This window comes from Streptomyces coeruleofuscus, from assembly GCF_039532725.1.
Taxonomy (GTDB): domain Bacteria; phylum Actinomycetota; class Actinomycetes; order Streptomycetales; family Streptomycetaceae; genus Streptomyces; species Streptomyces coeruleofuscus.
This window is the reverse complement of the sequence record NZ_BAAASE010000002.1, coordinates 865674-891171: the sequence shown is the minus strand read 5'-3', so window position 1 is coordinate 891171 and position 25498 is coordinate 865674. Positions and strand designations below refer to the sequence as shown.

Annotated in this window: 25 protein-coding genes, 1 tRNA gene and 1 riboswitch; of the genes, 8 read left to right on the top strand and 18 right to left on the bottom strand. The window is 72.1% G+C overall.

The features are described from left to right. Positions 1-84: 84 nt before the first annotated feature. The 3 genes from ABFX81_RS11255 to ABFX81_RS11245 form a co-directional block, all read right to left on the bottom strand. Positions 85-1116 (bottom strand): peptidoglycan DD-metalloendopeptidase family protein, encoded by a 1032-nt coding sequence (locus tag ABFX81_RS11255; RefSeq protein ID WP_086850858.1) that lies wholly within the window; start codon positions 1114-1116, stop codon positions 85-87. A gap of 11 nt (positions 1117-1127) precedes the next feature. Continuing rightward, a riboswitch (cyclic di-AMP (ydaO/yuaA leader) is annotated at positions 1128-1284 on the bottom strand. Positions 1285-1573: 289 nt separating this feature from the next. Beyond that, positions 1574-1647, bottom strand: a tRNA-Met gene (locus tag ABFX81_RS11250). Between the two features lie 112 nt (positions 1648-1759). Further along, entirely contained in the window at positions 1760-2953 is a 1194-nt protein-coding gene (locus ABFX81_RS11245; RefSeq protein WP_086850857.1) for a dihydrofolate reductase family protein, read from the bottom strand. A gap of 89 nt (positions 2954-3042) precedes the next feature. On the opposite strand from ABFX81_RS11245, the gene ABFX81_RS11240 reads away from it, so the two are divergent. The 3 genes from ABFX81_RS11240 (at position 3043) to ABFX81_RS11230 (ending at position 5029) form a co-directional block, all read left to right on the top strand. Further along, positions 3043-3558, top strand: coding sequence for a MarR family transcriptional regulator (locus tag ABFX81_RS11240; RefSeq protein WP_086850855.1), 516 nt, complete (start codon positions 3043-3045; stop codon positions 3556-3558). Positions 3559-3709: 151 nt separating this feature from the next. Further along, on the top strand, positions 3710-4351 hold the full coding sequence (locus tag ABFX81_RS11235) for a GTP cyclohydrolase II (protein WP_086850853.1): 642 nt from the start codon (positions 3710-3712) through the stop codon (positions 4349-4351). Between the two features lie 99 nt (positions 4352-4450). Continuing rightward, complete coding sequence (locus tag ABFX81_RS11230) at positions 4451-5029, top strand: MarR family transcriptional regulator (RefSeq protein ID WP_086850851.1); 579 nt, start codon at positions 4451-4453, stop codon at positions 5027-5029. A gap of 19 nt (positions 5030-5048) precedes the next feature. On the opposite strand, the gene ABFX81_RS11225 is transcribed toward ABFX81_RS11230, so the two are convergent. From ABFX81_RS11225 to ABFX81_RS11205, 5 genes are all read right to left on the bottom strand, one after another. Next, a complete protein-coding gene (locus ABFX81_RS11225; RefSeq protein WP_086850849.1) occupies positions 5049-6122 on the bottom strand; it encodes a SpoIIE family protein phosphatase in 1074 nt (357 codons plus the stop codon). Then, complete coding sequence (locus ABFX81_RS11220; protein WP_086850847.1) at positions 6122-6565, bottom strand: ATP-binding protein; 444 nt, start codon at positions 6563-6565, stop codon at positions 6122-6124. Before ABFX81_RS11220 ends, ABFX81_RS11225 begins: the two co-directional genes overlap by 1 nt. Then, the gene (locus ABFX81_RS11215; RefSeq protein WP_086850865.1) at positions 6565-6948 is read right to left on the bottom strand and encodes an STAS domain-containing protein; all 384 of its coding nucleotides are present in this window, start codon (positions 6946-6948) and stop codon (positions 6565-6567) included. Before ABFX81_RS11215 ends, ABFX81_RS11220 begins: the two co-directional genes overlap by 1 nt. A 68-nt stretch (positions 6949-7016) precedes the next feature. After that, a complete protein-coding gene (locus ABFX81_RS11210; protein WP_086850845.1) occupies positions 7017-7922 on the bottom strand; it encodes an STAS domain-containing protein in 906 nt (301 codons plus the stop codon). Positions 7923-8061: 139 nt separating this feature from the next. Beyond that, entirely contained in the window at positions 8062-9231 is a 1170-nt protein-coding gene (locus ABFX81_RS11205; RefSeq protein ID WP_086850864.1) for a SpoIIE family protein phosphatase, read from the bottom strand. A 163-nt stretch (positions 9232-9394) separates the two neighbouring features. Here ABFX81_RS11205 and ABFX81_RS11200 point away from each other — a divergent pair, with 163 nt between their 5' ends. Then, complete coding sequence (locus ABFX81_RS11200; protein WP_346137977.1) at positions 9395-9889, top strand: MarR family transcriptional regulator; 495 nt, start codon at positions 9395-9397, stop codon at positions 9887-9889. Between the two features lie 330 nt (positions 9890-10219). Then, positions 10220-11080: a SigB/SigF/SigG family RNA polymerase sigma factor gene (locus tag ABFX81_RS11195; protein WP_086850840.1), complete on the top strand. Its 861-nt coding sequence runs from the start codon at positions 10220-10222 to the stop codon at positions 11078-11080. Between the two features lie 61 nt (positions 11081-11141). On the opposite strand, the gene ABFX81_RS11190 is transcribed toward ABFX81_RS11195, so the two are convergent. The 6 genes from ABFX81_RS11190 to ABFX81_RS11165 all read right to left on the bottom strand — a co-directional run bounded on the left by ABFX81_RS11190 (position 11142) and on the right by ABFX81_RS11165 (position 16776). Continuing rightward, the gene (locus ABFX81_RS11190; RefSeq protein ID WP_346137976.1) at positions 11142-12398 is read right to left on the bottom strand and encodes a diacylglycerol/lipid kinase family protein; all 1257 of its coding nucleotides are present in this window, start codon (positions 12396-12398) and stop codon (positions 11142-11144) included. Positions 12399-12481: 83 nt separating this feature from the next. Next, on the bottom strand, positions 12482-12997 hold the full coding sequence (locus tag ABFX81_RS11185) for a DUF7144 family membrane protein (RefSeq protein ID WP_086850836.1): 516 nt from the start codon (positions 12995-12997) through the stop codon (positions 12482-12484). 30 nt (positions 12998-13027) lie between these two features. After that, entirely contained in the window at positions 13028-13495 is a 468-nt protein-coding gene (locus ABFX81_RS11180) for a PLDc N-terminal domain-containing protein (RefSeq protein ID WP_086850834.1), read from the bottom strand. Between the two features lie 143 nt (positions 13496-13638). After that, on the bottom strand, positions 13639-14397 hold the full coding sequence (locus ABFX81_RS11175) for a YhjD/YihY/BrkB family envelope integrity protein (RefSeq protein WP_346137975.1): 759 nt from the start codon (positions 14395-14397) through the stop codon (positions 13639-13641). 249 nt (positions 14398-14646) lie between these two features. Further along, entirely contained in the window at positions 14647-15996 is a 1350-nt protein-coding gene (locus ABFX81_RS11170) for a hypothetical protein (protein WP_086850832.1), read from the bottom strand. Positions 15997-16116: 120 nt separating this feature from the next. Beyond that, on the bottom strand, positions 16117-16776 hold the full coding sequence (locus ABFX81_RS11165) for a DUF308 domain-containing protein (protein WP_086850830.1): 660 nt from the start codon (positions 16774-16776) through the stop codon (positions 16117-16119). Positions 16777-16996: 220 nt separating this feature from the next. On the opposite strand from ABFX81_RS11165, the gene ABFX81_RS11160 reads away from it, so the two are divergent. Together ABFX81_RS11160 and ABFX81_RS11155 are read left to right on the top strand one after the other, a co-directional pair. Then, positions 16997-17638, top strand: coding sequence for an ion channel (locus ABFX81_RS11160; RefSeq protein ID WP_086850828.1), 642 nt, complete (start codon positions 16997-16999; stop codon positions 17636-17638). Next, complete coding sequence (locus ABFX81_RS11155; RefSeq protein ID WP_086850826.1) at positions 17635-19056, top strand: DUF2252 family protein; 1422 nt, start codon at positions 17635-17637, stop codon at positions 19054-19056. Before ABFX81_RS11160 ends, ABFX81_RS11155 begins: the two co-directional genes overlap by 4 nt. A gap of 28 nt (positions 19057-19084) precedes the next feature. Here the strand turns inward: ABFX81_RS11155 and ABFX81_RS11150 are convergent, their stop codons facing one another. From ABFX81_RS11150 to ABFX81_RS11140, 3 genes are all read right to left on the bottom strand, one after another. Next, complete coding sequence (locus ABFX81_RS11150; RefSeq protein WP_031116763.1) at positions 19085-19282, bottom strand: hypothetical protein; 198 nt, start codon at positions 19280-19282, stop codon at positions 19085-19087. A 108-nt stretch (positions 19283-19390) separates the two neighbouring features. Continuing rightward, positions 19391-19930 (bottom strand): hypothetical protein, encoded by a 540-nt coding sequence (locus ABFX81_RS11145; RefSeq protein ID WP_086850824.1) that lies wholly within the window; start codon positions 19928-19930, stop codon positions 19391-19393. An 18-nt stretch (positions 19931-19948) separates the two neighbouring features. Beyond that, positions 19949-21577 carry an MFS transporter gene (locus tag ABFX81_RS11140; protein ID WP_086850862.1) on the bottom strand — a complete coding sequence of 543 codons (1629 nt, stop codon included), beginning with the start codon at positions 21575-21577 and terminating at the stop codon, positions 19949-19951. A gap of 148 nt (positions 21578-21725) precedes the next feature. On the opposite strand from ABFX81_RS11140, the gene ABFX81_RS11135 reads away from it, so the two are divergent. Continuing rightward, entirely contained in the window at positions 21726-22691 is a 966-nt protein-coding gene (locus ABFX81_RS11135; protein WP_086850822.1) for a hypothetical protein, read from the top strand. Positions 22692-22714: 23 nt separating this feature from the next. Here the strand turns inward: ABFX81_RS11135 and ABFX81_RS11130 are convergent, their stop codons facing one another. Continuing rightward, positions 22715-25396 (bottom strand): winged helix-turn-helix domain-containing protein, encoded by a 2682-nt coding sequence (locus ABFX81_RS11130; protein ID WP_086850861.1) that lies wholly within the window; start codon positions 25394-25396, stop codon positions 22715-22717. Positions 25397-25498 lie beyond the last annotated feature (102 nt).

Genomic DNA, 25498 nt, shown 5'->3' with positions numbered 1-25498 from the left:
GGGGAGCCTCATTCCGGAGCGGACGCAAAACTCCCGTGAACGCCCCCGCACGAAACCCCCGCACGAGACCGGAAACGCCGTCGCTCAGACGCTCAGGCCCTTGCCCCGCAGCCACGCCAGCGGGTCGACCCCGTTGGTGGACCCACCGGTGTGGACTTCCATGTGCAGGTGCGCCCCGGTGACGTTGCCGGTCGCGCCCACGCGGCCGATGACGTCACCCGTGCTGACCTTCTGGCCGACGCTGACGCCGATGGACGACTGGTGCGCGTACCAGATCTCCGTGCCGTCATCGAGGGTGAGGACCGTCTTGTAGCCGTACGACCCGTTCCAGCCCGCCTCGGTGATGGTGCCGCTGTGCACCGCCTTGATCGGCGTGCCCGTGGGGGCGGCGAAGTCGAGACCGGTGTGGTAGCCGGAGGACCAGTAGGCGCCGGCCTGACCGAAGGTCGAGGTGATGGTGTACGCGGAGGTCGGCAGCGTGTACTGCTTGGCGAGGGCGGCGAGCCGCTCGGCCTCGGCCTTCTTCCGGGCCTCCTCCTCCGCCTTCCGCTTGGCTTCGGCGGCCTTGGCCTTGGCTTCCTGCTCCGCCTTGGCGGCGGCTTCCGCTGCCGCCTTCTGGGCGGCGTCCGCGGCGTCCTGCGCGGCCTTGGTCTCGATCTGCTCCTGCTGGTGCTCGACCTGCGCCATGATCCGGGCGCGCAGGGCCTCACCGGCGCCGGAGGTGCCCTGCTCGGTGTCGGCGGCCGCGGTGCCGAGGTCGCTGAGCGGGGTGGCCGAGGCTTCGGGGGTGTCGTCGTCCGAAATGAGGGAACCCACCGAGGGAAGGTCCGGAACGGAGATCGACACCGGCGGCTTGCCGGTCTGGGCGCTGGCCATGCCGCCCGCGCCCACGGCGGCTATGACGCCGACGCCCAGGACGGTGGAGCTGCGGGCGAGGCCTCCGCCGCGCTGCTTGGTGACGCGATGCCGGCCACGGACGGGACGGATGGACTCCGCGGTGGGGTTCCATTCCTGGAACGGGCCCTCTTCGGTGCGGTGACCGCCGTAGCCGAAGGTTTCGGTGTCGCGCTGGTTGTGCGCGGACGGGGCCGCGGGGGCAGGCCGGTTGGACGCCACGTGGGCGTACTCCTTTCCTTCCTTCTCGCCTACCGGGTTAGCTGACGGGTTCGGAGCAGGAAGGTCTCCTACGCGCGTATAACTGCCGTGCTTCCACGGCGGCTTACGCCCGATTCACCCCAAGTAGTGGTTCCCCGGTTCCCTTTCGGGATTCGGCGCGTGCGCACGGAGCCGCCTTCTGTGACGGCTGGGACGACCGCGCTGCGTTATCGAACGTTAATGGAGGCGCGGTGGGGATTCCAGCGATTCCGCTTGATCATTAACCTTTTTCGCGCGGACCAACCTGCCATGACCGGCTTAAATCGGACGAGTTGACCGCTTCGTAAGTGACTCACGGGTTTTGACGGTGTGTCAGTTGTGATGCGGAGTGGTGAGATTCGCTCACCGACAGTAATGAAGAACCCATGGAAACAACCGAGGGCCGGAACCCTTTCGGATTCCGGCCCTCGGCCTTCAGTAGCGGGGACAGGATTTGAACCTGCGACCTCTGGGTTATGAGCCCAGCGAGCTACCGAGCTGCTCCACCCCGCGTCGTTGTGACTCCAGTGTACGCCATCCGCGGGACCCCTCGCGCACACCCGGTGCTCAGCGGCCCGGGTTGCCCGCGTGGGTGGGCCGCAGTTCCTGTTGGGCCAGCCCGCGGTCAGTGCGGCAGGTGGCGGTTGGGGGCCTTGGCCCGCTCCTCGTGTTCCGGGAGGACGACGACCTCCACTCCTCCGGCCTCCAGGACGCCGCTGCCGTCGGCCGCCGCCACGAAGGTGTCCGGCTCGCGCCAGGCCGTGACCACGCGCCGTACGCCCGCGTCGAGGATCAGCCGGGCGCAGGGCGCGGGGCGGGAGGCCCGGCGGGCGCAGGGCTCCAGGCTGCTGTAGACGGTCGCGCCGGCGAGCCTGGGGTCGGCCGGGTCGGTCTTCGCCAGGGCCGCCTCCTCGGCGTGCACGACCGGGTCGCCGCCCTCCCGGGAGTGGCCGCGGGCCAGCTCCGTGCCGTCGGCCGCGACCACCACCGCGCCGACGCTGAACGCCGTGTCCGACGGAGGACACTGGGCCGCCAGTTCGCAGGCGAGGGCCAGCCAGTGGTGGTCGGCGGCGACGGGGAGCGGGCCGGCGCCGGGAGCGGTCGGCTCGTAGCGCATGAGGACCACGTCCTCGATCCGCCGGGTCTCCAGCAGCCGGAGCCGGCCGGACTGATAGCCGCCGGGCCCGAAGAGGCGGGGCGCCTCGGAGTCGCCGACGAAGAGCGGGGCGAGGACGAGCTGGAGTTCGTCGGCCAGGCCCTGGGTGAGGAGCTGGGTGTGGATCAGGCCGCCGCCCTCGACCATGAGCCGCCGTACGCCCCGGACGTCGTGCAGGTGGGTGAGGAGCCGTCGCCAGTCGAGGTCGGCGCCGAGCGGGACGACGTCGGTGGCACCTGTGGCTGTGGCCCCTGTGGCATGTGTGGCATGTGGGGCATTGGTGGCTGCTTCGGTGGCGAGGCCGAGGGCACGGGCGCGTTCGGCGCCCTCGTCGGTGGTGTAGAGGACCTTCTCGCCGCCGGTGTGCCAGAACTGTGCCGCCGGGTCGAGGTCACCGGAGCCGCTGACCGTGACCTTGAGGGGGTACTCCGGCAGGCCGGCTGCCGTGCGGGCGGCGCGCCGCTCGGGTGAGTTGACCAGCAGGCGCGGGTTGTCGGCGCGGACGGTGCCGGCGCCGATCAGGATCGCGTCGACGGAGGCCCGGACCTCGTCGACCCGGTCGAAGTCGGCCGGGCTGGACAGGAGCAGGCGTTCGGGGCCGGTGTCGTCCAGGTAGCCGTCGAGGGAGACGGCGGCGGACAGCAGGACGTACGGGTGGGGCATCGACGCTCCCGGCTCGTGGAAACTCGTGGCGGACGGCGGACGGCGGACTCGGGCTTGGTTCAAGTTTGAAACAAACCTACACTGGGTGCATGACGACTCGCTGGCTCACCCCCGAGGAGCAACGCGCCTGGCGCGCGTACATCGCCGCATCGCTGCTCCTGGAGGACGCGATCGACCGGCAGCTCCAGCAGGACGCCGGCATGCCTCACCTGTACTACTCCATCCTGTCCGTCCTGTCGGAGTCCCCGGAGCGGCGGTTGCGCATGACCGATCTCGCCGAGCGGCTGAAGATCACGCGCAGCCGGCTGACGTACGCGGTGACACGGCTGGAGAAGGACGGCATGGTGCGGCGCGAGGCCTGCCGGTACGACAAGCGGGGCAGCATCGCGGCCCTGACCGACGACGGGTTCGCCGTACTGGACCGGGCGGCGCCCGGGCACGTCGAGACCGTGCGGAGCTTCCTGTTCGACCGGCTCAGCGACGAGCAGGTGGGGCAACTGGAGGAGATCTCCACGGCGATCGCGCAGGGGCTCCAGGAGGACGGGACACGGCCGGCGTCGGACGACGTGCCGTGGCGACGGAGGTCCTCCACGGCCTGTTCGTGAGGCACATCACAACGCGCTTCATCTCACCGCTCCTCATTGCTTCAAATTTAAAGCAAGGGTAGGGTTCCGGACGTGGATCTGCTTCAAATCTGAAGCAGCCTGCAAGCCGACGGCTGTGCAGCCGAACAGGAACGGAACCCGGAGGCCCCGCATGCCCGACACCCCCGCTGTCCTCGCCACCCCGCGCTCCCGCGTCCGCGTCCCGCTGCGCTTCCACGACGGCTACGAGGTCGACGCCGAGGTCGTCACCTTCCACGGCCTGGCCGACGGCCAGGAGCACGTGGCCGTCGTCCTGGGGGAGCCCGGCCCGGTTCCGCTGGTGCGGCTGCACTCCGAGTGCCTGACCGGGGACGTGTTCGGCTCCGCCCGCTGCGACTGCGGTCCGCAGCTGCGCGAGGCCGTCGAGCGCATAGCCGAGCGCGGGGGCGTGCTCCTCTACCTCCGCCAGGAGGGCCGGGGCATCGGCCTCTACAACAAGCTCGACGCGTACGCCCTCCAGGACGAGGGCCTCGACACGTACGAGGCGAACGCGGCCCTGGGGCTGCCGGAGGACGCCCGCGACTACACGGCGGCGGCCCAGATGCTCCGGGCCCTGGGCATCGGCGAGCTGGACCTGCTCTCCAACAACCCCGACAAGGCCGCCCAGCTGCGCGGCCTGGGCGTGGACGTCCGCGACCGCGTCCCCACGGGCGTCTTCACCACCGCGCACAACGTCCGCTACCTGCGCGCGAAGGTCCTCCAGACCCAGCACACCCTGCCGCTCGCCGCGCTGACGGGGCTCAGCGCGGGCTGAGCTTCCCGGTCCGGCCGGGTGACAAAACGAGGCGGCTTGCCCCTCGGCTCATCGGGTACAGCCTTTGAATGAGGGCGACCTCCGCAGTACCCGGAGCTTATGGAAAGTGACCGTTTCGTGACCGATCTCGGCGGCCCCGGCGACCACCGGGCGAGGAGACCGGGCGATGGCCCGGAGGTCGTCGCGGCACAGATAGCCGACGCCGTGGAGAGCCTGACGGCCCTGTGGTCGGTCGCCGCCCAGGAGGCGTCCCTGCGGCTGTCCCTGCACCAGCTGCGGGCGCTGCGCATCCTGGAGGCGGCGCCCGGCCTGAACCTGACGGCCCTGGCGGACCAGCTCGACATCGGCCTTCCCACCGCCAGCCGCCTCTGCGACCGCCTGGCCGCGGCCGGCCTCCTGGAACGCGCGCAGCACCCGGACACCCGCCGCGAGGTACAGCTGTGGCTCACCACGCACGGGCGGCACGTCCTGGGCGACGTCGCAGGTCGCAGGGCACAGGCCCTGGCCAGGACCCTGGCGGCGATGGAACCGGGGGAACGGGTGGCGTTGAGCAGGGGGTTGCGGGGGTTTCTCGCCGCGCGGGACGCGGACATCCCACGTGCGGACGGGACCGACCGGGCTGACGGGACCGACGGGACCGACCCGACTCACGGGACCGACCCGACTGGCGGACCGTAGCGGCGGCAGGTCCGGTCGGTCATCCCTCCGAGCCGTGACGGCTCTCCCCACCGGCGCCGCCACCCCCCAGCACCGCCACACACGTGTCGTCCCGCACCGGACGAGCCGCGCTGCCCGCGTCCCGGAGGACCACCGCGGCCACCACCGCCGGGTCGCAGCCCAGGAGCACGGCGTCGTCGGGTGGTGTCCAGCGGCCGGGCAGGCCGTCGCTGTGCAGGACGAGCAGGCTGTCGTCCCGCCACGGCTGCTGCTGCACGGACACGGACGCCGGGGCCTGCGCGCCCACGATGCCGGGCTGGGACAGCATGGCCTTCCAGGTGCCGTCGCTCCGCAGGCGGGCGCCGACGTTGCCGATCCCCGCGAAGTACAACCGGCCGGAAGAGATGTCCAGTTGGGCCACGGCGACCGCCGCGCCCCGGGTGCGGCGCAGGGCCCGGCCCAGATGCCGCAGTATCTCGGCGGGCGGCCGGTCGGCCACGCCGGGCAGCGCGTCCACGGCGGTGCCGGACGCCTCGGCGGCCTTGGGTCCGTGCCCGAGCCCGTCGGCGAGCAGCAGGGTCAGCCGGTCGCCGGAACGCACCCGGCTCCAGGCGTCGCCGGAGTACTCGGCCCGGCCGAGAGGGACGTTGACGCCACCGGCGCGCAGACCGGGCGGGGGCGTCCGATGCCGGCCGGCGGGCGGCTCGTGGTCGATGCGGGCCACGGCCACCGTGCCCCGGCCGGAGGCGCTGTGCAGGTCGAAGTCGTTCGCTATGCGCCGGCACGTGCCGAGGCCGGCGCCCAGGGAGGCGGCGGTGGTGTAGCCGTCGCGCATCGCCGCCGCGACGTCCGGGATGCCCGGGCCGTGGTCGAGCGCGACGAGCTGCACGGACAAGCGCCCGTCGGCGGCGGGTGCGCGCTCGACGAGGTTGATGACGACGTACCCGCCGTCCGCGTGCCGCACCAGGTTGGTCGCCAGCTCCGTCGCCACGAGCGCCGCGGTCGCGGTGCGGTGCGGGCCGAGCCCGGCACACTCGCTGGCCGCCTCGGCCGCCACCCGGACGTCCCGCACCCGGGTCGAGTCGTCCACCGGCACGTCCCACACCCTGCTCATCACGACCCCGGCCGGGCCGGCGGCACGACCGTGGCCCAGGCGGTGACGGTGACGGTGGTGCCCTCACCGGGCCGGCTGTCCACCTCGAACTCGTGGACCAGCCGCTTGGCCCCGCTCATGCCGAGGCCGAGTCCGCCGCCGCTGGTGTAGCCGTCGGTCATCGCCTGGTCCAGGTCGCGGATGCCGGGCCCGGCGTCGACGAAGGCCAGCCGCAGGCCGGGCGACGGACCGCTGCCCAGCGGGGTGATCTCCACGTGGCCACCGCCGCCGTGGACGAGGGTGTTACGGGCCAGCTCACTGGCGGCGGTGACGAGCTTGGTCTGCTGCACCAGACCGAACCCGAGCTCGGCGGCGGCCTGCCGGACCTGCTGCCGTACCCAGGCCAGGTCGGCGTCCGAGCCGATCGGCAGGCTGGCCGGGGCGGCGTGACGGGAGGCCCGCATCACGGACTCCCCCCGTCCTGCTCACCCGCGGTGAGCATCTCCATCGCGCGTTCGACGTCCAGGGCCGTGCGCAGTCCGGGCAGGGTGAGCCCCAGCTCGACCAGGGTGATCGCCACCGCGGGGCGCATCCCGGCCAGCACCGTACGGGCCGCCAGCAGTCCGGCTCCCGCGGCGATCTCGGCGAGGACCCGGCCCAGGAAGGAGTCGACGATGTCCACGCCGGAGATGTCGATGACCACACCGGTCACGCGGGTGTGCGCGATCCGTTCGGTGATGTCGTGCTGGAGCTGCTCGGCCATCCCGTCGTGCAGTTCCCCCTGGAGGGTGACCAGCAGGATGTCGCCCAGCCGGAGGACCGGAACCGTGAAGCCGTGCCCGCCCATGAGCCCGGCGCCCGAGGGTCCGGCGATCGGCGGCCCGAATCCCGCGGGCCCGTTCCCCGAGGGGCCGGTCATCGCGCGCCCGCGTCGGCCGCCCGGACCGGAGCGATCTCGACGCCCTGCCGGCTGAGCGCGTAGGCCAGGGCGTCCGCCAGGCTCGAGCGGGTGAGCACCGTGCCGAGGTCGATGCCCAGATGGACGATGGTCTGCGCGATCGCGGGCCGGATGCCGGAAACGATGCACTCGGCGCCCATCAGCCGGGCCGCGGCCACCGTCTTCATCAGGTGCTGGGCGACCAGCGAGTCGACCGTGGGCACGCCGGTGATGTCGAGGATGGCGAACCGGGCGCGTTCGGCGACGATCGCGTCCAGCAGGCTCTCCATGACCACCTGGCTGCGCGCGCTGTCCAGCGTGCCGATCAGCGGTACGGCGACGGTGCTCTCCCAGAGTTTGATCACCGGGGTGGCCACTTCGTTCAGTTGCTCGCGCTGCCGTGCGATCACCTCCTCCCCCGCGCTGACCGTCGTCTCCAGCACGACCAGACGCAGCGTGCCCATCAGCACGGTGACGGCCAGCAGGCACTCCTGGGCCTCCGGGGCGTAGGGGTCGGGGAACTCGGCGCGCAGCAGCTCGGTCACCGGTTCGCGCAGGGCGGCCACCTCGTCGGCGAGCCCGTCCTCGTCGATGCCCATGCGGCCGCGGGAGGCCGCCATCCGCCCCAACTGGTCGCGCACCGACTCGAATCCGGAGGCCCGGATGTCGTCCAGCCGTCCGGTGGCCGCCACGGCGGCCAGCGCCGCCGTCACGGACCTGCCCGCCTCCACCGCCTCGTCGCGGGACACGGTGAAGACCGTGCGGAACAGCGAGGCGTCCGCCCACCGTTGGGCGATCTGCTCCCGGCGCCGTTCGAGGAAGGCACTCACCTGCTGTGCGGCGGGCTCCCGTTCCGCGTTCTCATCCGACACCGACACGTGCATCGCTCCCTTGCGTGGGCCGGCCGAGGTCGCGCTACGGCACCTCAGCCATTACTTGCCGTATGACAAACATTAAGGCCGCCCTACAGCACCGCCAAACAGCCGCTCGTCCATAGCCTTTGACCTGCGTCTGCCCCGGTCCTCACCGCCCACGCCAGTCGAGACACACCACCAGGGCGTCGTCGTCCGGGACGGTTCTGCCACGGTGGCCGGACAGTTCGCGCAGGACGGCCCGGGGCACCTCGGCGGCCCGGAGCAGCCGGGTCGACTGGATCGCCCGGGCCAGGGCGCCGGCCCCGTACGCCTCTCCGCCCGGAGAGGCGGCGTCGTACACGCCGTCGCTGACGAAGACCAGCCGGTCACCGGGCTCGACCACGAACTCCTGCGCCACGTAGTCGGTCTCCTCGAACATGCCGAGCGGCAGCTGGGCGTCGAACGGCACCCGCTCCACCGCGCCCCGGCGCAGCCGCAGCAGCCGCGGGGAACCGGCGTCCACCGCCCGGACCCGCCCGGTGGCCAGCTCGATGTCCAGCATGAGCACGGACAGGTAGCAGCGGCCCCGGTAGTGGGCGTACACCGCCTGGTCGGCCAGGGCCGCCTGGTCGGCGAGGGGGAGACCGGCCCGGCGCGCGTTGCGCAGGGCGTTGATCGCCAGGTTCGTCAGCAGGGAGGCCTCTATGCCCTCGCCCATGCCGTTGGTGACGTAGAGACTGAGCCGGTCGGCCGTGGCGGACCAGTCGAAGTTGTCGCCGAAGATCGCGTACGCCGGTTCCAGTTGTGCGCCCAGCTCGTACTCGGGGCGGGAGCAGGAGCGGCCCGGCAGCAACTGCCACTGCATCTCGGCGGCCAGGGTGAGCCGGTCCCTGCGGCGGGCCTGGAGGTACACGTCGGTGTCCCGCTCGGCCACGACGACCTCGTGCCCGAGCACCTCGGCGATCTCGGCCAGTTCGCCGAGGCAGCCGTCGGCGTGCTCGCCGCCCGGCAGGGTCACCGTCAGCACGCCGAGGCGGTCACCGCGCACGGTGACCGGCAGATGCACGCGTACTCCGTCACCCGAGTCACCCGAAAGGGCCTCCACGTACGGCTCCTGCGCGCCGAAGGCCCGGCCCGCCGGGCTGTTGTGCACGGACACCGGCTGGAGGGTGTGCGGCGGCACGGACACCGGCTGAAGCACCGTCAGTCCGTAGTCGGCCAGGTACAGCTCGACGGAGTCCGCCGCGTACTGATCGGTCAGTACACGACGGACCGCGTCCAGCAGTTGATGGGGCGCCGCCGTGCGCAGGGCGCGCTCGGCGGTCACGAGTCTGTTCACGATCGTCGTCACGATGGTCGAAGCCCAATCCTTGAATCCTCGGTCGGACACCCACGGGTCTTCGGGCACGTCCCTCGGCCCCGGGGCCGGCCCGGGGGCCGTGGTCGGCCCTGGCGCGCGGCCCGCCTAGTACGCTGGCGGCCATCCCGGTGCCTGCGAGAGTGTGACTGTGACTTCCCTCCGACCCCGCCCTGAGCCAGCAGAGGTCGCCCGCGTGACCTCCACGGCCGCGGAGTTGCTGGAAGTCCTCTGGGGCAGGGCCTCCACGGCACCCGCCTCGGCGTCGCAGCTGCGCGTCCTGCTCATCCTGGAACACCACGAGGGCATCAACCTGCGCACCCTCGCCGACTCCCTCGCCTCCACGCCGCCCTCGACCAGCCGGCTGTGCGACCGGCTCCAGGCGGCGGGGTTCGTCGAACGCGTGGTGAGCGCGGCGGACCGGCGCGAGGTACGGCTGCACCTCAGCGGGCGGGGCCGCGCCTTCCTGGCCGACCTGCGCATCCGCCGGGAACAGACGCTGCGCGCGGTGCTCGACCAGATGCCCGCCGCCAAGCGGGTCGCGCTGCTGCAAGGGCTGGAGGCGTTCTGCGACGCGGCCGCGGCCCAGATACACGACGCCTCCGACGACTCCGCCGCGTCCGGTACCCGCACTGCCTGAAGCGCCCGTCGTGGCACCGGGACGAACATTCCGGATCCTCCCCCGCGCCCGCACGGCACGGCTAGATTGTTGCCTCACGACTATAGTTGTCGAACGACAACTGTCCGCTCCACGAGTCCCTTCGCCAACTCCCGCATGCCGCACCGCCCCACCCTCCTGCCCGTACCGTGAGCCACGGTTGCGGGTACCCCGTCAACGCCCCGACCTGCGCCGACTGTGGTCAACGTCTCGACGGGGAGGACACGGGGCATGAGCCGGGCGACTGCGGGTAGCGGGCTGGAGGCGGCCTGTCGGGGGACGGGAGCGGGCCGGAACTACGAGGGAGGGCCCGTGACGGCGACGACGCGCATCGGCACGACGACGGATTCCGCCACCGACACCGGTGAGGAGCTGCCGCAGATCACCGAGCCTCAGAAGCTCGCCCCGCAGGACGCGCGCGAGCTGACCGGCCAGTTCCTCGAACGGCTCGCCGTGCTGGAGGAGGGCACCCCCGAATACCAGTACGCGCGCAACACGCTCATCGAGATGAACATGTCGCTGGTGCGGTTCGCGGCCCGCCGGTTCCGTACGAGCGGCCAGGCGATGGAGGACGTCGTCCAGGTCGGTGTCATCGGCCTGATCAAGGCCATCGACCGGTTCGAGGTCTCCCGCGAGGTCCAGTTCACCAGTTTCGCGGTGCCGTACATCATCGGCGAGATCAAGCGGTTCTTCCGCGACACGTCCTGGGCCGTGCACGTGCCGCGCCGCCTTCAGGAGGCCCGTACGGAACTCGCCAAGGCCACCGAGGAACTGTCCTCCCGCCTCGGCCGCGCGCCGAGGGTCGCGGAGCTGGCGGCGCTGATGAACCTCTCGGAGGAGGAGGTCGTCGAGGCCCAGGTCGCGGCGAACGGTTACCTCTCCTCGTCCCTGGACGCCGCGATCACCGGCGACTCGGAGGAGAGCGACACGACGCTCTCCGAGTTCCTCGGCGAGGAGGACCCGGCCCTCGAACTCGTCGAGGACTTCCACGCGCTGGCCCCCCTGGTCGCCGAACTCGACGAGCGCCAGCGCCTCATCCTCCACCTGCGCTTCGTCGAGGAACTCACCCAGGCGGAGATCGGCAAGCGCCTCGGCATCTCCCAGATGCACGTCTCCCGCCTGATCTCCCGGACGGTGGCACGGCTGCGGTCGGGGATGCTGGCGACGGGCTAGGGCGTGTCCGCAACGTCCCGCCTGCCCCGCCGGGCGGACGACGGGACTTTACGGACACTCCCTAGCGGCCCAGCGCCAGCCGTACCACGCGCGGCCAGTCGGGTGCCGCGCCGCTCGCCCGTGGTGTGCCGGGGCGACGGCGCGGCACCCGGACCCGGAGTGCCCCGGGCGCGCTGCGGCACACGACGGGTGACGGCAGAACGACGTGTTCTCCGTCGATGCCGACCGCGAGGGTGCCCGTGTCGCTTTCGACGACGACTTCCCCGGCGTTCAGCCGGATGAGTTGCCCGGAGCGCGGACCCCGCACGATGCGCGCCGCCTGGGCGGTGTTGGCGACCCGTACGCACACCACACCGAGAAGGCCCGAGTCCAGCCGTTCCCTGCGCCCTGGCCGGGCCGCGTCGACGGCCCGTCCGTAGGGATTGTTGGAGACGAGCAGCGCCTGGAGTCCGTCGACGTGCGTCCGGTCGGCCCGCGTCCGCAGCCTGGGCGCGTCCTCGCCGGTGAGGAGGCCGGGGAGGGTGCGCAGGGTCGTGCGGGTCTTGGCGTCCCGGTACGCGGGGTCGGTGACGACGGACGCGTACATGCCGAACGAGGCGTTGTTGACGAAGACCCGGTCCGCGGCGTACCCGAGGTCGACGCGGAGTTCGACGCCGTCGGTCAGCGCCTCCAGGGCCGCCGCCGGATCATCGCGGTCCAGGCCGAGGTCGAGGGCGAAGTGGTTGCGGGTACCGGCGGGAATCACCACGAACGGCACGTCGTGGTGTGCCGCGACCTCGGCCACCAGCGCCTGGGTGCCGTCGCCGCCCGCCACCGCCAGGAGGTCGGCTCCCTCGGCGACGGCCTGCCGGGCCAGTTCGGTGACGTCCTGGTGCTGATCCGCGTCGAGCAGGGCCACCCGGCAGCCCGCCGTCCGGGCCTTCTCCACCAGGTGGAAACGGTCCACCTTGCCGCCGCCGGAGCGCGGATTCATGAGGATCCACGGGGTACGGGGTGCCTCCACGAAAGCCTGTTGGGTGGCGGCGGTGTGACCAGGTGCCAGGACCGTACGTGCCGCCGTGACGGCCAACAGCCACAGGCCCAGGGACAGCAGGGCCGGCCCCAGCATGCCGAACGTGGCATACAGGGCGAGGACAGCGACCGGCGCGGCCACCGACAGTGCCGCCCCGAGGGCGCGCAGCACGCCGGTGTGCGCCAGGGTCCACCACACCCCGACGGCGGCGAGCGCCAGCCCGGCGATGCCGGCCAGCGCCCACAGCACGCTCCGCAGACCGGCGGCCACGAGCGGCACCACGATGCTTGCCAGCAGGGCGAGCACGGCAAGGCGAGCCCGTCCGGCACTGTCCGTGCGTACGGTCGGGCTCGCCCCTCCCGGTGCCTTCGTGTTCCCGCCGCGTCGCACTAGGACGGTGGGCGCTGCTCGTAGGTTCGGCGCTCCTCGTAGGGCCGGCGCTCCTCATAGGTTCGGCGCTCGTCGGACGGAGGGCGCTCCTCGGACAGGTCGAAGAGGTTGTCGCGCTGGACCACACACACGGCCCAGATGATGAAGCCCGAGATCGTGATCATCACGACCGACCACACCGGGTAGTACGGCAGGGAGAGGAAGTTGGCGATGATGACGAGTCCGGCGATGGCCACGCTGCTGACGCGCGCCCACACCGAGACCTTGAGCAGCCCGATGCTGACGATCACGGCGAGCGCGCCCAGAACGAGGTGGATCCAGCCCCAGCCGGTCAGGTCCCACTCGAACACGTAATTGCGCGTCGTGAGGAAGATGTCGTCCTCGGCGATGGCCATGATGCCCCGGAAGACGTCGAGCAGGCCGACGAGGAAGAGCATCACGGCCGCGAAGGCCGTCAGGCCGGTTGCCCATTCCTGCTTCGCCGTGTGTTCCGGCCGGGTGTGTGTCGCGGTCATCTTGTGCCTCGATTCGTGGTGCGCTAATGCTCAGCGACCGGGAGTGCGGGCGGTGGAGCCGGCGTGCTCCGCCGGGCCGTGGCCGGTCAGGACCAGTTCCTTGGCCCTGCGGAACTCCTCGTCCGTGATGTCGCCACGGGCGCGGATGTCGGACAGCTTGGCCAGTTCGTCGATGCTGCTGGACCGGCCCGTGCCGCCCGCGGCTTCCCTGATACGGGCGTCGAAGGCTTCCTGCTGTGCTCGGGCCTGCGCCATTTCCCGGCGTCCCATGTTCTTGCCGCGGGCGATCACGTAGACGAAGACGCCCAGGAAGGGCAGCAGGACGGTGAACGCCAGCCAACCGGCTTTCGCCCACCCGCTCATCTCGTCGTCGCGGAAGATGTCGAAGACGATGCGGAAGAGCAGGACGAACCACATGATCCACAGGAAGAACAGGAGCATGCTCCAGAAGACGCTCAGCAAGGGATAGTCGTACGCCAGGTACGTCTGTGCGCTCATGTCTCTTCTCCGTTTCCGGGCGCTCGCCCGGCCGCCCTGGTGTGCTGTCTCCAGCGTGGGCGCAGCCGGGGCCGGGTGCCTCACCCGACGCGGGTGAGCCTGCGGGCCGGCCGGCACTCGATGGCTGCCCTCCTGCGGCAGGATCATGGGACGGCCCGCGTACGGCGGGGGGCGGCGACTTTCCGGTACCAGTCGGAGGAGGCGACGTACTGGCCGATGGCGAGGCCCGAGACGGCCACCAGGAACACGGCGATCAACCAGGACATGAACGTGAAGACGGGCCCCAGCGGGCCGAACTCCCGCAGGCTGCGTTCCATGACCGTGGGCACGAACAGACCGGCGGCCCAGCTCAGTACGACCGTTCCCAGGCCCGCGAGCAGTGCTCCCGGCAGCAGGCTCCGCCAGCCGATCCGGCCGCCCAGCAGCAGATGCTGGGACCACCACCACAGCGCGGTCGCCGACAGCGCGGACAGCACCCATCCGGTCACCACGCCGCCGCCGAACCCGCCGCGCAGCGGTGCCTGGACCAGGAGGACGCCCAGCCAGACGAGCAGCCAGAGCAGCCAGCGCCAGACCGCGGCCCGCACCGGTGTCCGGGGCAGGCGCCAGCATCGCTCGCAGACCGCCTGAAGCGCCCGGCTGAAGGCCGTGGCGGACACGAGAGTCACCATCACGCCCACCGCACCGACGGCGTCCCGCGGTGTGCCGGTGGCGGTGAAGGCACGGCGTACCTCGTCGAGCGTGTCGCCGCGCACCCCCAGAACAGCGCGGAGGGAGTCGGCCAGCAGGTCCTGCACCTCTCGGGGGGCGAACGCCGCGACGGTCATCAGCAGCGGGAGCGCGGTGATGAAGGCTTGCGCGGCCAGTCTCACGGAGCCCTCGACGACGTTGAGCGCCGACAAGCGCGACAGCAGCCGGGCCGTGGTCCCGGACCGCGCACGGGCCGCGAACCGCGCGACCGTGTGCCCGCCCGGCTCGGTGTGCCTGCCGGGCTCCGTATGCCTGCCGGGCTCCGTATGCCTGCCGGGCTCCGTATGCCTTCCGGGCTCCGTATGCCTTCCGGGCTCCGTATGCCTGCCGGGCTCCGTATGCCTGCCGGGCTCCGTATGCCTGCCGGACGCGCGCCCGAAACCGGGTTTTCCTGCCATGACTCACAGCGCCGCCGCCCGTTGCCCCGCTCGGTCGGCCGGTCCGGCGGCGGCCGCGAGGATCGCCAGGACGATCAGGACGGCCAGGGCGATGCCGAGGACGAGGGCCACCGCTCCGACCGTGGGGTGGTTCCAGAGCACGAGCGCCAGCGCTCCGGCCGCGATGACGACACCCGTAAGCCATGCCCGGTGGTCCGCCAGCCAGCGTCCGGAGGCCCCGGTGCGCAGTCCGGCACGGCTCAGCCCCCGGCCGGCGGCCGTCGTGCCCCGGTCCGCCACCGTGCGGACGGCGCGGGCGGGGCGTCCGGGACCGTACAGGTACGCGACCAGTGCCGTGATCACCGAGACGACCAGCAGGGTGCGCGTGCTGTCGCGCAGGAAGCGGACGAACGTGTCGTAGATCGCCGCGGCCGCGTCGGTGGGCAGCGCGGTGGGCGGGACGGAGTCCAGGTAGACCCGTCGGACCACGGCCAGCGCGACGAGCAGCACCACCATCATCACGCCGACGCCCGTCGCGGTGATCACCAGCATCACCCGGTGTGCCGGATTGGTCCACACGGCAAGCGCGGCGAGGACGACGGTCAGGACGGGCAGCCAGGTTCCGAGGATGTCCAGCAGCCGCATCGTGTCCTGCGCCTTGCCCAGTTCCTCGGCCTGGAACAGCGTGATCGTCCGGTCGGTGTCCGGGATGGCGGCCGCCTTGTCGAAGCCGGCGTCGACGAGCCGCTCCCGTACCTGGTCTACGACCGCTCCCACGTCCAGTCGGACGGTGTCGCCCTCGGCGCGCAGGGCACCCTGCCTGTCACCGGTCAGCATGTTCACCACCGCGGCGTGCGACCGCCGGTTGGCGCCCTCCCACACCTGCTGGAAGACATCGCTGGTGATCACGCGGGTCACGGTGCGGTCCACCACGGTCCTGACCGCGTTGCGCAACGGCCCCTCGAGGGACTCGGCCCCCTCCACCACCCGGGGTGGTGCCCCGGCGTCCTGGAGGGCCCGGGTGAGCGAGTCCGTCACCGCCTTGACGTCCACGTTCTCCACCACACGGTCCGTGAGCCGGTTGATCACGACCTCCTGCACGGGCGGCTCGGACGCCAGCGGCGCGACGGTCTCCACGTACCGGTCGGTGTCGGAGACGGTGTCCTGGACCCAGGCCGCGACGACGGCCAGGGGCGCGAGCAGCAGGGCCAGCAGGAGGAGGACCGAGGAGCCGGCCCGGCGTACCCCCCGGTGGCGCACCGCCGCGTGCCGGCGCAGTCGCTCGTACTCCGCGCGTTCCTCGTCGGTCATGACGTGCTTCTCGTGCGGTGTTCCGCCGGAGTCCGGCGAATCCGGGGTCTCGGCCGGGTTCATGGGTGCTCCTCTCCGTGCGCCGCTTCGGCCGTGACGGCCGCCGCCCGGGATGGCGGTGGGGGGCTGAGGCGACCGCAGGGTCCGGTGCTCTGCCGCGCCCGCCGGAGCGGCAGGTGCGGGTCAGTCCGTCTCGGCGGGGGCCCGCGGCCCCGTGGATCGCGTCTTTCTGAGTGCGGCCCGCCACGCGAGGGCGACCACCGCCTCACCCAGGCCGAGCAGGACGAGCCACAGGCCGAGCAGCCTGGTCAGGGCGCGGGCCGACTCGGCCGGCAGCGCGAGCACCACGATCCCCGCGACGACGGCGAGCACCGCGACACCCATGAGGACGCCACGGTGAGGCAGGTCCTTCGCGGCGACGGCCGTATAGAGGGTGAGGATGCCGGACGCCAGCCAGACGACCCCGACGATCAGTGAGAGCGCGGCGATCGTCTGCAGCGGGTTCCGCAGGCACAGCACTCCGGCAAGGACGTACAGCACGGACAGGAACAGCCCCGGGAGCCGTTCGTGGCCCTCCCGAGCGAAGACCTCGACGAACCGGAACGCCCCGGCCACCAGCAGGTGCAGGCCGATGAGGACCGCCAGGACGTGCAGGGTCACCTCCGGCCAGACCAGTACCAGGACGCCCAGGACAAGGGTCGCGACGGCCGAGGCCAGGAGCCAGGTCCATGAACGGCCGAGCCGCGCCAGTGCCTGCGCGGGGTCGTCCGGCGGACCGGGGGCCGCCCCGTCGGGCTCGTGTTCCTGCCCGGTGCGCGATGCCGGACCACGCGACATGGTCATGGCTCCTCCTCGCGTGATCGGACGGTCGCTTCCGGCCGCCGACGGGGCGGTGTGTGAGGGGGCGGTGCGAGGACCTGACCGCTCCAGGGTCACGCCTGTCGCCGGAAGCCGGGTCACCCGCCACGGGTGATCCGGCGACGCCGTCGAGGCGGTGAGGTGGGACTCCCGGAGCCCCGCCCCACCGGCCTTCCGGCCGCCGGACGGAACGAAGAGACACGAGATGAGCGATTCGAGCACTGCCCCGACGGACCGCGCCCGGTCCGGGCCGGAGGCCCACCGGCACCGCAGGCGGCTCCGCCCCCGCCGATGGGCGGCGGTCGCCGCCGTCGCCCGCGCCGTGTTCATCGCCGCCGGCCTCGTCACCGCCTACTACCTGCTGCCCCTGGACGAGCGTGGTACCGCCGGTGCCTCGGCGCTGCTCGTGTGCGGTCTGCTGGCGGTGCTGCTGGTGTTCGGCTGGGAGGTGCGGGCCATCACGCGCTCGGCCCACCCGCGGCTGAAGGCAGTCGAGGCACTGGCCGCCACGCTGGCCCTGTTCCTGGTCCTCTTCGCCGGCGCCTACTACCTGCTGGACCGCTCCGCCCCGGACTCCTTCAGTGAGCCGATGACCAGGACGGACGCCCTGTACTTCACTCTCACCACCTTCAGCACCGTCGGCTACGGGGACATCACGGCACGCTCCCAGACCGGGCGCGTGCTGACGATGGTGCAGATGGCGGGAGGACTGCTGCTCGTGGGCGTCGCCGCACGGGTGCTGGCGAGCGCGGTCCAGGCGGGGCTGAGCCGGCAGCGCCGGGAGCCGCCGGCTCAGCCGCGCCCCGGCACCGACGCCGGGAATCGGGACAAGGAGACCGGGCCATGACCGTACCCAGCGCTTTCACCGCGTCCCTGTCACCGGCCGAGCGAGCGGCGTACGGCAGGAACGCGCGCAGACGGGCATCGCGTTCGTGCCACGGCTGGTACGAGACGGCGCAGCGGCGACCCGACCCGATCGAGGTGATAGAGGATCAGTCGGCCGATCGGATGCCGGAGTTGGTGCCGATCCGCTACGGCCGCATGCTGGAGTCGCCGTTCCGCTTCTACCGCGGCGCAGCCGCGATCATGGCGGCGGACCTGGCGCCCCTCCCCAACACCGGGCTCCAGGTGCAGCTCTGCGGGGACGCCCACCCGCTGAACTTCCGGCTGCTCGCCTCGCCGGAGCGCCGTCTGGTCTTCGACATCAACGACTTCGACGAGACCCTGCCCGGACCGTTCGAATGGGACGTCAAGCGACTGGCCGCCGGTTTCGTGACGGCCGGCCGGGCCAACGGCTTCTCGCGCAAGGAGCAGAACAGCACCGTGCGCGCCTGCGTGCGGGCCTACCGGGAGCGGATGCGCGAGTTCGCCGGCATGCGCACCCTGGACATCTGGTACGCCCAGGACGACGCCGACCGGCTGCGGGAACTGCTGGCGTCGTCGAACGACAAGTCGCTGGACAGGGAGACCAGACGCCGTACCGCCGAGGCCGCGGCGCGCGCCCGTACGCGCACGCATCTGAGGGCCTTCGAGAAGCTCACCCGCGTCACGGCCGAGGGCCGGCGCATCGCACCGGACCCACCGCTGATCACCCCGCTCGCCCAGCTGGCGGCGGATTCCTCCACGGCCGGGCGGGAGAAGGAACTCCAGACCCTCGTGGACGGGTACGCACGGACCCTGCCGTCCGAGCGCCGGCACCTGTTGCGCCACTACCGCCTGGTGGACATGGCCCGGAAGGTGGTGGGCGTCGGCAGCGTCGGTACGCGCTGCTGGGTGCTGCTCCTGCTCGGCAGGGACGACGACGATCCCCTGCTGCTCCAGGCCAAGGAGGCGCAGGAGTCGGTGTTGGCCGCCCACACCGGCGGCGAACGCTACGACAACCAGGGCCGCCGGGTGGTGGCCGGACAACGCCTGATGCAGACGACCGGCGACATCTTCCTCGGCTGGACGCACGTCGTGGGCCTCGACGGGCGGGGCCGGGATTTCTACGTGCGCCAGCTGTGGGACTGGAAGGGCATCGCACGGCCGGAGACCATGGGCCCTGGCCTGCTCTCCCTCTTCGGCCGGCTGTGCGGGGCGTCCCTGGCACGGGCCCACGCCCGCTCGGGCGACCCCCTGGCCCTCGCCGCCTACCTGGGCGGCAGCGACCGCTTCGACCGCGCGCTCACCGAGTTCGCCCAGTCCTACGCCGACCAGAACGAGCGGGACTTCGCGGCACTGGAGGCCGCCCGCCGCTCCGGCCGGATCAGGGCGAAGCCGATGTGACGACGCCTGGTCCACGCCGCCCGGCCCCTCACTCCGGCACCTGCCGCATCTCCAGGACCCGCAGTCCCAGTGACTGGCAGCGTGCCAGCAGCCCGTACAGGTGCGCTTCGTCCACGACAGGGCCGAACAGGACGGTCTGGCCGGACATCACCACGTGGCCCAGCTCCGGAAAGGCTTTGGCCAGCGTTTCCGACAGGTGTCCCTCGACTCGGATCTCGTAGCGCACGAGCTGTCCTTCCCTGTTCCCTGCGATCGTCGGTCTCCGCGCTCCTTCGGTCCTCACCCGGTGCAGGTGACCCGTCGACCGGTGACAGGCCCCACCGGTCAACGCCTCTCAATGCGTCAGAACGATCTTGACGGAGATGATCAGTAGACCTAGCAGCAGGTTGACCGATGCGGTGACGGCCATGAGCCGCTGCGAAGCACCGGCGCGGCGGGCCGCGGCGACGGACCAGCCCACCTGCCCGGCCACGGCGACGGAGAGGGCCAGCCAGAGGGCGCCGCGCACGTCCAGGCCCAGGAGCGGACTGACGGCCACCGCGGCGGCCGGCGGGACGGCGGCCTTGACGATCGGCCACTCTTCACGACACACGTTCCATACGACCCGGCGGTCCGGAGCCTGTTGCGCCAGGCGCGCCCCGAAGAGCTGGGCATGCACGTGCCCGATCCAGAACACCACGCCGGTGAGCAACAGCAACAGCACCAACTCGACGCGGGGGAGCGAGCCCAAGGAGCCGGCGCCGACCACCACGGAGGCCGCGAGCATGGACCCGTAGACGCCGCCCGTGTAGTCCGCGCGGGCCCGGCGCTCGGCACGGCGCTCCGCGCGGGCCGTGGCCGGGCCCGTTGTCGTTCCGGTTCTGGTCCTCGGCACCGGTGACTCCCTCCGGACTCAGCTCGTCGAGCCGGTCACTGAGGCCGGAGCGTCGGCGTCCGGTTGCCGCGGACGGCTGTCCCCGGCCGTCGGCAGGCGCGGTGTGACCAGCAGACTGGCGAGAGCGATGCCGCCGGTGGCCAGGATCGCCGCCTTCAGACCGTCGAGCTGCGCGGAGGCGTAGGAGTCCGCGACGGCGTCGACCTCGGACGGTGGCAACCCGGCACGCTCGGCCGCCGAGCGCACCTGATCGGTGGAGACGAAGGTGACCCCCGCCTGGAGAGCGACACCGACCTCCTGACGGGTCTGTTCGGACAGCCCCGGGTTGTCCGCCACCTGCGAGGTGAAGGCGTGGGCCAGCGCGCCGATGAGGATCGACCCGATGAGCGCGGTGCCCAGCGCGGAGCCCAGATTCTGTGCCGTGAACTGGAGCCCTCCGGCCTCACTGCGCTCCTCCTCACCGACGCTGGACTGGACGACGTTGCCCAGTTGCGAGGCGAGCAGGCCGACACCCACGCCCAGCAGGGCCATGGCGCCGGCGAACTGCGCGTCGTCGATGACCGGGTCGATGGTGGCCAGCAGCCACACGATGGCCGCCGCCAGGGTCACCAGGGCCAGGCGGACCACCCGGCGCGGCCCCCACACCCGCCCCAGCGAGGACGCGGAAAGGGAGGTCACCAGCATCGTGGCGGACACCGGGAGCAGACGCAGACCCGTCTCGAAGGCGTCGAATCCCTGAACCACCTGCAAGTACAGCGGGATGGTGAAGAACAGCCCCAGCAGGATGAGGTTCTGGCTCAGCAGCGTCATCAGGCCGGACCGCAGGACGGGCCTGCCCAGCAGGGACAGGTGGACGAGGGGGTCGGCGCCCTGGTGCTCCCGCCGCCGCTCCCAGTGCCGGAAGAGGGCCAGGACGGCCGCCCCGGCGCCGACGACGAACAGGGTCGGAGCGAACCCGAAGACGGTGAAGGGCGGGTTGCGGGGCTGCACCCACCCCCAGGTGCTGCTCTGCAGCACTCCGAGCACGCCCAGCCCCAGCCCGGCCGCGGAGAGCACCGCGCCGATCCCGTCCAGCCGGGGACGCGGGCCGCTCGGGGCGGACTTCGCGATCACCCGGCGGCACAGCAGGACGGCCACGACGACCACGACCTCGCCGGCGAAGACCAACCGCCAGGTGAGGTACGTCGTCACCCAGCCGCCCAGGAGCGGGCCGACCGCGATCCCGGCGCCGGCGAGCCCGCCGATGACCGCGTAGGCGATGGCCCGGTCCTTCCCGCGATACGACTCGGCGACGAGGGCGGCCATGGCCGGCAGCACCATGGCGGCTCCGAGCCCCTCGATGACGGACCAGCCCAGCGTGAGGACCCACAGCGTGGGCGCCACGGCGGTCAGGGCCGATCCCAAGCCGTAGACGACCAGCCCCAGAAGGAACATGCGGCGGCGCCCGAGGATGTCCCCGAACCTGCCGCCGATGACCATGAAAGCGGCCATGACCAGCGCGTACAGGGTGATGACGGCCTGGATGGCGGTGACCTCGGTGTCGAAGTCCTCGACCAGCTGACTGATGGACACGTTCATGACGGAGGTGTCCAGGACCATCAGGAACTGGGCCGTACCGAGGACGATCAGAGCCCGCCAGTGCTTCACGCTGTCCACCTCTCGCGCGTATCGCCGCTGTCCCATCGCATCCGAAGGACACGCCCCGTGCCTCACCCGCCACGGGGGAGGGCAGGGCGGAAAGAAGAGAGGACTGACCATTTGTCCTCATTGGGGGGATGTGTGATAGATACGATCTGTGCCGCACCGGGAGAAAGCGAAAACTGCGCGTTCCCGCAAGGAGCCCTCCCCTGAGCGCTCGCTGCTGGCGTCGGTCGTCGGCGATCCCGGGCACCTCCCCGAACTCCTCGCCGACTTCGCTGTCCGCAGCGTCGGTCCTGCCGTGCCCGAAGCGATCGCCTCACTCCGGCGGAATCACCCCACCGCCACCGAGACGGAGCTACGGGCACGGGTGATCGCTCACGGCCGCCGGACCGTCGTATCGGAGGGCTCCCTCGTGGGCGGCCCGTTCCTCGTCCTCATCCCCGTCGCGTTCTGCGCGGCGCTGCTCCGCCAGGCACGGACGGTCCTGGAGCTGGCCGCCCTCGACGGCCGCGACCCCACGGCGAGCGCCCGCGCCGGGGAACTCCTCGTCCTCCAAGGCGTGTACGAGGACACCCGGCAGGCGCAGCACGCGCTCACCCGCACCGGACGCGCCACCGGCGCACCCGCCCGCTGGAAGCGGTGGGCGGCCCTGTGGGCCGTCACCCTGCGCATGGCCCACCTCCTGGGCATCCTCACGCCGGACGGCGGGAGTCATGAAGCGGACCGGCGCGTACGCCGGGTCGCCGGCCAGGCTTGGCGGTGGCTGCTCCTCGGCGTGGTCTTCCTGGTCGGACTGGTCGCCCCCCTCGTCTGGCTCCCGTACATGGCGATGATCTACCAGCGCGCCGACGCCCGCCTGGCAGACCGTGTCCTCGCCTACTACTTCGCCGACACCGCACCCGCCCCACGCCACCGGGCCTCCCGCCTCGAACCGGAAGTGATCGCGGCCGCGCTCCGCGCGCTCCTCTCCCTCCTCGTTCCGCTCGCCCTGACCGCCGCGACCTTCCTGACCGGGCTGCGCATCGCCGACAGCCGCTGGCCGGTCCTCGGCATCACCCTGGCCACGGCGTCCGCGGCGGTCGGCGCGCTCTGGTACTGGCGCCGCCACCGGCGTCCTTGACCGTCAGAGCAGCCCGAGGACCGTCAGAGCAGCCCGAGGTCGCGCGCGCGGCGCACCGCGTCGCTGCGCCGGTTCACCGCCAGCTTCCGGTACACGCTCTTGAGGTGGGTCTTCACCGTGTTCACCGACACGTAGAGGTCGGCGGCGATTTCTTCCGTCGACATCATCCCGGCCAGCCGCTCCAGGACATCGCACTCACGTCCGCTCAGCTCCACCGCGACAAGTGGCGAGCGCGGCGTCCCCATGGCGGGCTGCTCCCCGCCTCGGAGCGGGCCGGGCGTGAGCCAGCCCCCGGCCAGCTCGTCCAGCGGAGCCGTGGCCAGAAGAGGCCGGATCCACGCTCCCGCATCCAGGAACGGACGCCGCAGCCGCTCGCGCCGGGCGTCGAGGAGCGCCTGTGCCACGAGTCTGCGGGCGGTGGCGGTGTCTCCCGCCCTCTCCGCGGCCTGAGCCCTCACCAACGCTGCCCGCACGGTCACCGCCGGCCCCGTGCCGCCCTGCGTGTGGATGCTGTCGAGCAGGTCGACGGCCGTCTCGGGACGCCCGGCGGCGAGCTGGATCGCCGCGGCCTCCACCACACACGCCGGCTGGTCGCCGGACACGCCCTGAAGTACCTCGGCTGCTTCGTCCGGCCGCCCTTCGGCCAGATGGGCGGCGGACGCGATGAGCGCCTCATGGCTTGCCGCCCAAGGTGAGGCCACCGCGGCGGAGACGGCCGGGTCCGCCGCCTCGACGGCGGCTCGTGCCCGGCCCCTGGCCAGCAGCAGACGGGCTGTGGCCAGGGCTCGTCCTGCCGACGGCACCGGATCACGGGCTCCCGACGGGACGGCCGCCTCGTCGAGGAGGGCCTGGGCCCGGTCCAGCTCATGACGGTCGACGGCCACGGCGGCCAGGACCAGCCTCTCGATGCCCGAACCCGACTGGGACATGCCGACGCGCTCCCTCTCGGACACCGCCGCCAGGGCCTTGCGCTCCGCCCGGCCGGGCCAGCCGTTCAGATAGTCGATCAGGGCCAGGTGCCCCATCGACTCCTCCCGGGGCAGCACGGTGGCAGCGGCGCCGGGCGTGCCCACCACGGTGGTGAGAGCAGCGCGCGCGTCCTCGAAACGACCGGCCCACAGGCGCGCCGACCCCAGATGCGTCAGCAGCAGGGCGGGGATCTCGGGATGCTTGTCCAGGAGCTGCGCCGGGACTGCCCGCCGCAGCTCGTCTGCCGACTCGGCGGCCGACTCGGCCCGTGGCGGACATCCGGTCAGCCGGGCCGCCAGTGCTTCCAGCAGCGCACAGCTCAGCTGGGCGGCCGCCAGGTGGGGCGCGCCGTCGGCCAGCCGCTCCCGGGCGCGGCGCAGGCGGGGCAGGCCACGGTCGAGGTCGCACCGGGACAGGTCGCAGGCCGCGCGTACGAGGTCCGTCGCCGGACTCCGGGCCTCCGGCCCCATACCGGAGAACAACTGGGCCAGGTCACCCGAGCGCAGGCCGTTGAAGACCTGCCCGATCGCCAGGTCGTCGACGAGGGCACCGGCGGTGAACTCCCAGTCGCCCGCGGCGGCGCCGTGGACGAGTGTCTCCGGCAGGAATCCGGAACGGCGCATCCACCGCGCGGCCCGCCGGTGCAGTTCCGTCTCCACACCGGGCAGGCGCTCGCGCAGATGGGCCCGGAGGATCTCCCCGAACAGCGGGTGGAGCTGGTACCAGGAGTGCCCGAGGTGCTCGACGAACGCGTTGTCGCGGTGCAGCCCGGCGAGAAGGGGTCCGGCATCGGTGCGCAGGGTCAGCGCATCGGCCAGACCGGGACAGAAACGGTCCAGGACGCTGACGCGCAGCAGCAGGTCCTGCGTCTCCTCCGGCTGTCCCTTGAGGACCTCGGCCAGCAGGAAGTCCGCGACCGTACTGTGGTCCGCCTCGAACTCCTTGAGATAGAGCTCCGGGTCGGCGCTCTCCCGAGCGGCCAGAGCGGACAGGCGCAGGCCGGCGGCCCAGCCCCGGGTGCGGTCCACCAGGGCGCCCGCGGCCTGCACCGGAAGGCTCAGACCATGCAGCTCAAGGAGCGCGACCGCCTCTTCGGACGTGAAGGCGAGCTCGGCGGTGCGGATCTCCGTCAGCTCCCCGGCCGCCCGGTAACGGTGCAGCGGAAGCAGCGGTTCGGTGCGGGTGACGAGGACGAGGCGCAGCCCCTGCCCGGCGTGGCGCAGGACGAACTCCAGTTGCTCCGCGACCTCCGGAGCGGTCACCCGCTCGAACTCGTCGAGGACGAGGACCACGGGCCGGCCGCGATCGTTCAGTTCGGCGGCGAGCGCGGCCAGCAGCTTCTGGTCCACTTCGGTCGCGTCCGCGGGAGTCCCGATCCGGTCGGACACCGACGCACCACAAGCGCGCAGTGCCTGGAGGACGTACGCCCAGAACACCCCCGGACGCCGGTCCCCCACCTCCACGGTGAGCCAGGCGACCGGCGGCCGCAGTCCGCGGGCCCAGTCGGCCGCCAGCAGGGTCTTGCCGGCCCCGGCCGCCCCGTCGATCAGGGTCAGCGGCGTCCGGAGAGCCTGGTCGAGGTGGTCGACGAGCCGCTGCCGCCGCAGGAACGTGTCCGGCCTCGCCGGGAAGGCGAACCGGGTACGCAGAAACGGGTCTCCCAGAGGGTCGGCGTACGGCACCGCCGGAACGATCGGAACCGCTGGTCCTCGGGAGTTCTCGTGAGTCTCGGCCACGGCGCTCACCACCCCTGTCCGTCAGGGTCACGTCACAGGTAGCGCTTCCTCCCTCAGCATCCCAGTCTTCCTGTTCCGCCGCGCGGCGCACCCGGCACCCGA

Bases quoted from the DNA above. Each gene is read 5' to 3' on its own strand.
- ABFX81_RS11155 (WP_086850826.1), top strand. From the start codon at position 17,635: ATGACCGTACCCAGCGCTTTCACCGCGTCCCTGTCACCGGCCGAGCGA.
- ABFX81_RS11165 (WP_086850830.1), bottom strand. From the start codon at position 16,776: ATGACCATGTCGCGTGGTCCGGCATCGCGCACCGGGCAGGAACACGAG.
- ABFX81_RS11215 (WP_086850865.1), bottom strand. From the start codon at position 6,948: ATGGGCGGGCACGGCTTCACGGTTCCGGTCCTCCGGCTGGGCGACATC.
- ABFX81_RS11220 (WP_086850847.1), bottom strand. From the start codon at position 6,565: ATGCGGGCCTCCCGTCACGCCGCCCCGGCCAGCCTGCCGATCGGCTCG.
- ABFX81_RS11160 (WP_086850828.1), top strand. From the start codon at position 16,997: ATGAGCGATTCGAGCACTGCCCCGACGGACCGCGCCCGGTCCGGGCCG.
- ABFX81_RS11230 (WP_086850851.1), top strand. From the start codon at position 4,451: ATGGAAAGTGACCGTTTCGTGACCGATCTCGGCGGCCCCGGCGACCAC.
- ABFX81_RS11235 (WP_086850853.1), top strand. From the start codon at position 3,710: ATGCCCGACACCCCCGCTGTCCTCGCCACCCCGCGCTCCCGCGTCCGC.
- ABFX81_RS11170 (WP_086850832.1), bottom strand. From the start codon at position 15,996: ATGAACCCGGCCGAGACCCCGGATTCGCCGGACTCCGGCGGAACACCG.
- ABFX81_RS11180 (WP_086850834.1), bottom strand. From the start codon at position 13,495: ATGAGCGCACAGACGTACCTGGCGTACGACTATCCCTTGCTGAGCGTC.
- ABFX81_RS11245 (WP_086850857.1), bottom strand. From the start codon at position 2,953: ATGCCCCACCCGTACGTCCTGCTGTCCGCCGCCGTCTCCCTCGACGGC.
- ABFX81_RS11210 (WP_086850845.1), bottom strand. From the start codon at position 7,922: ATGCACGTGTCGGTGTCGGATGAGAACGCGGAACGGGAGCCCGCCGCA.
- ABFX81_RS11240 (WP_086850855.1), top strand. From the start codon at position 3,043: ATGACGACTCGCTGGCTCACCCCCGAGGAGCAACGCGCCTGGCGCGCG.
- ABFX81_RS11225 (WP_086850849.1), bottom strand. From the start codon at position 6,122: ATGAGCAGGGTGTGGGACGTGCCGGTGGACGACTCGACCCGGGTGCGG.
- ABFX81_RS11185 (WP_086850836.1), bottom strand. From the start codon at position 12,997: ATGACCGCGACACACACCCGGCCGGAACACACGGCGAAGCAGGAATGG.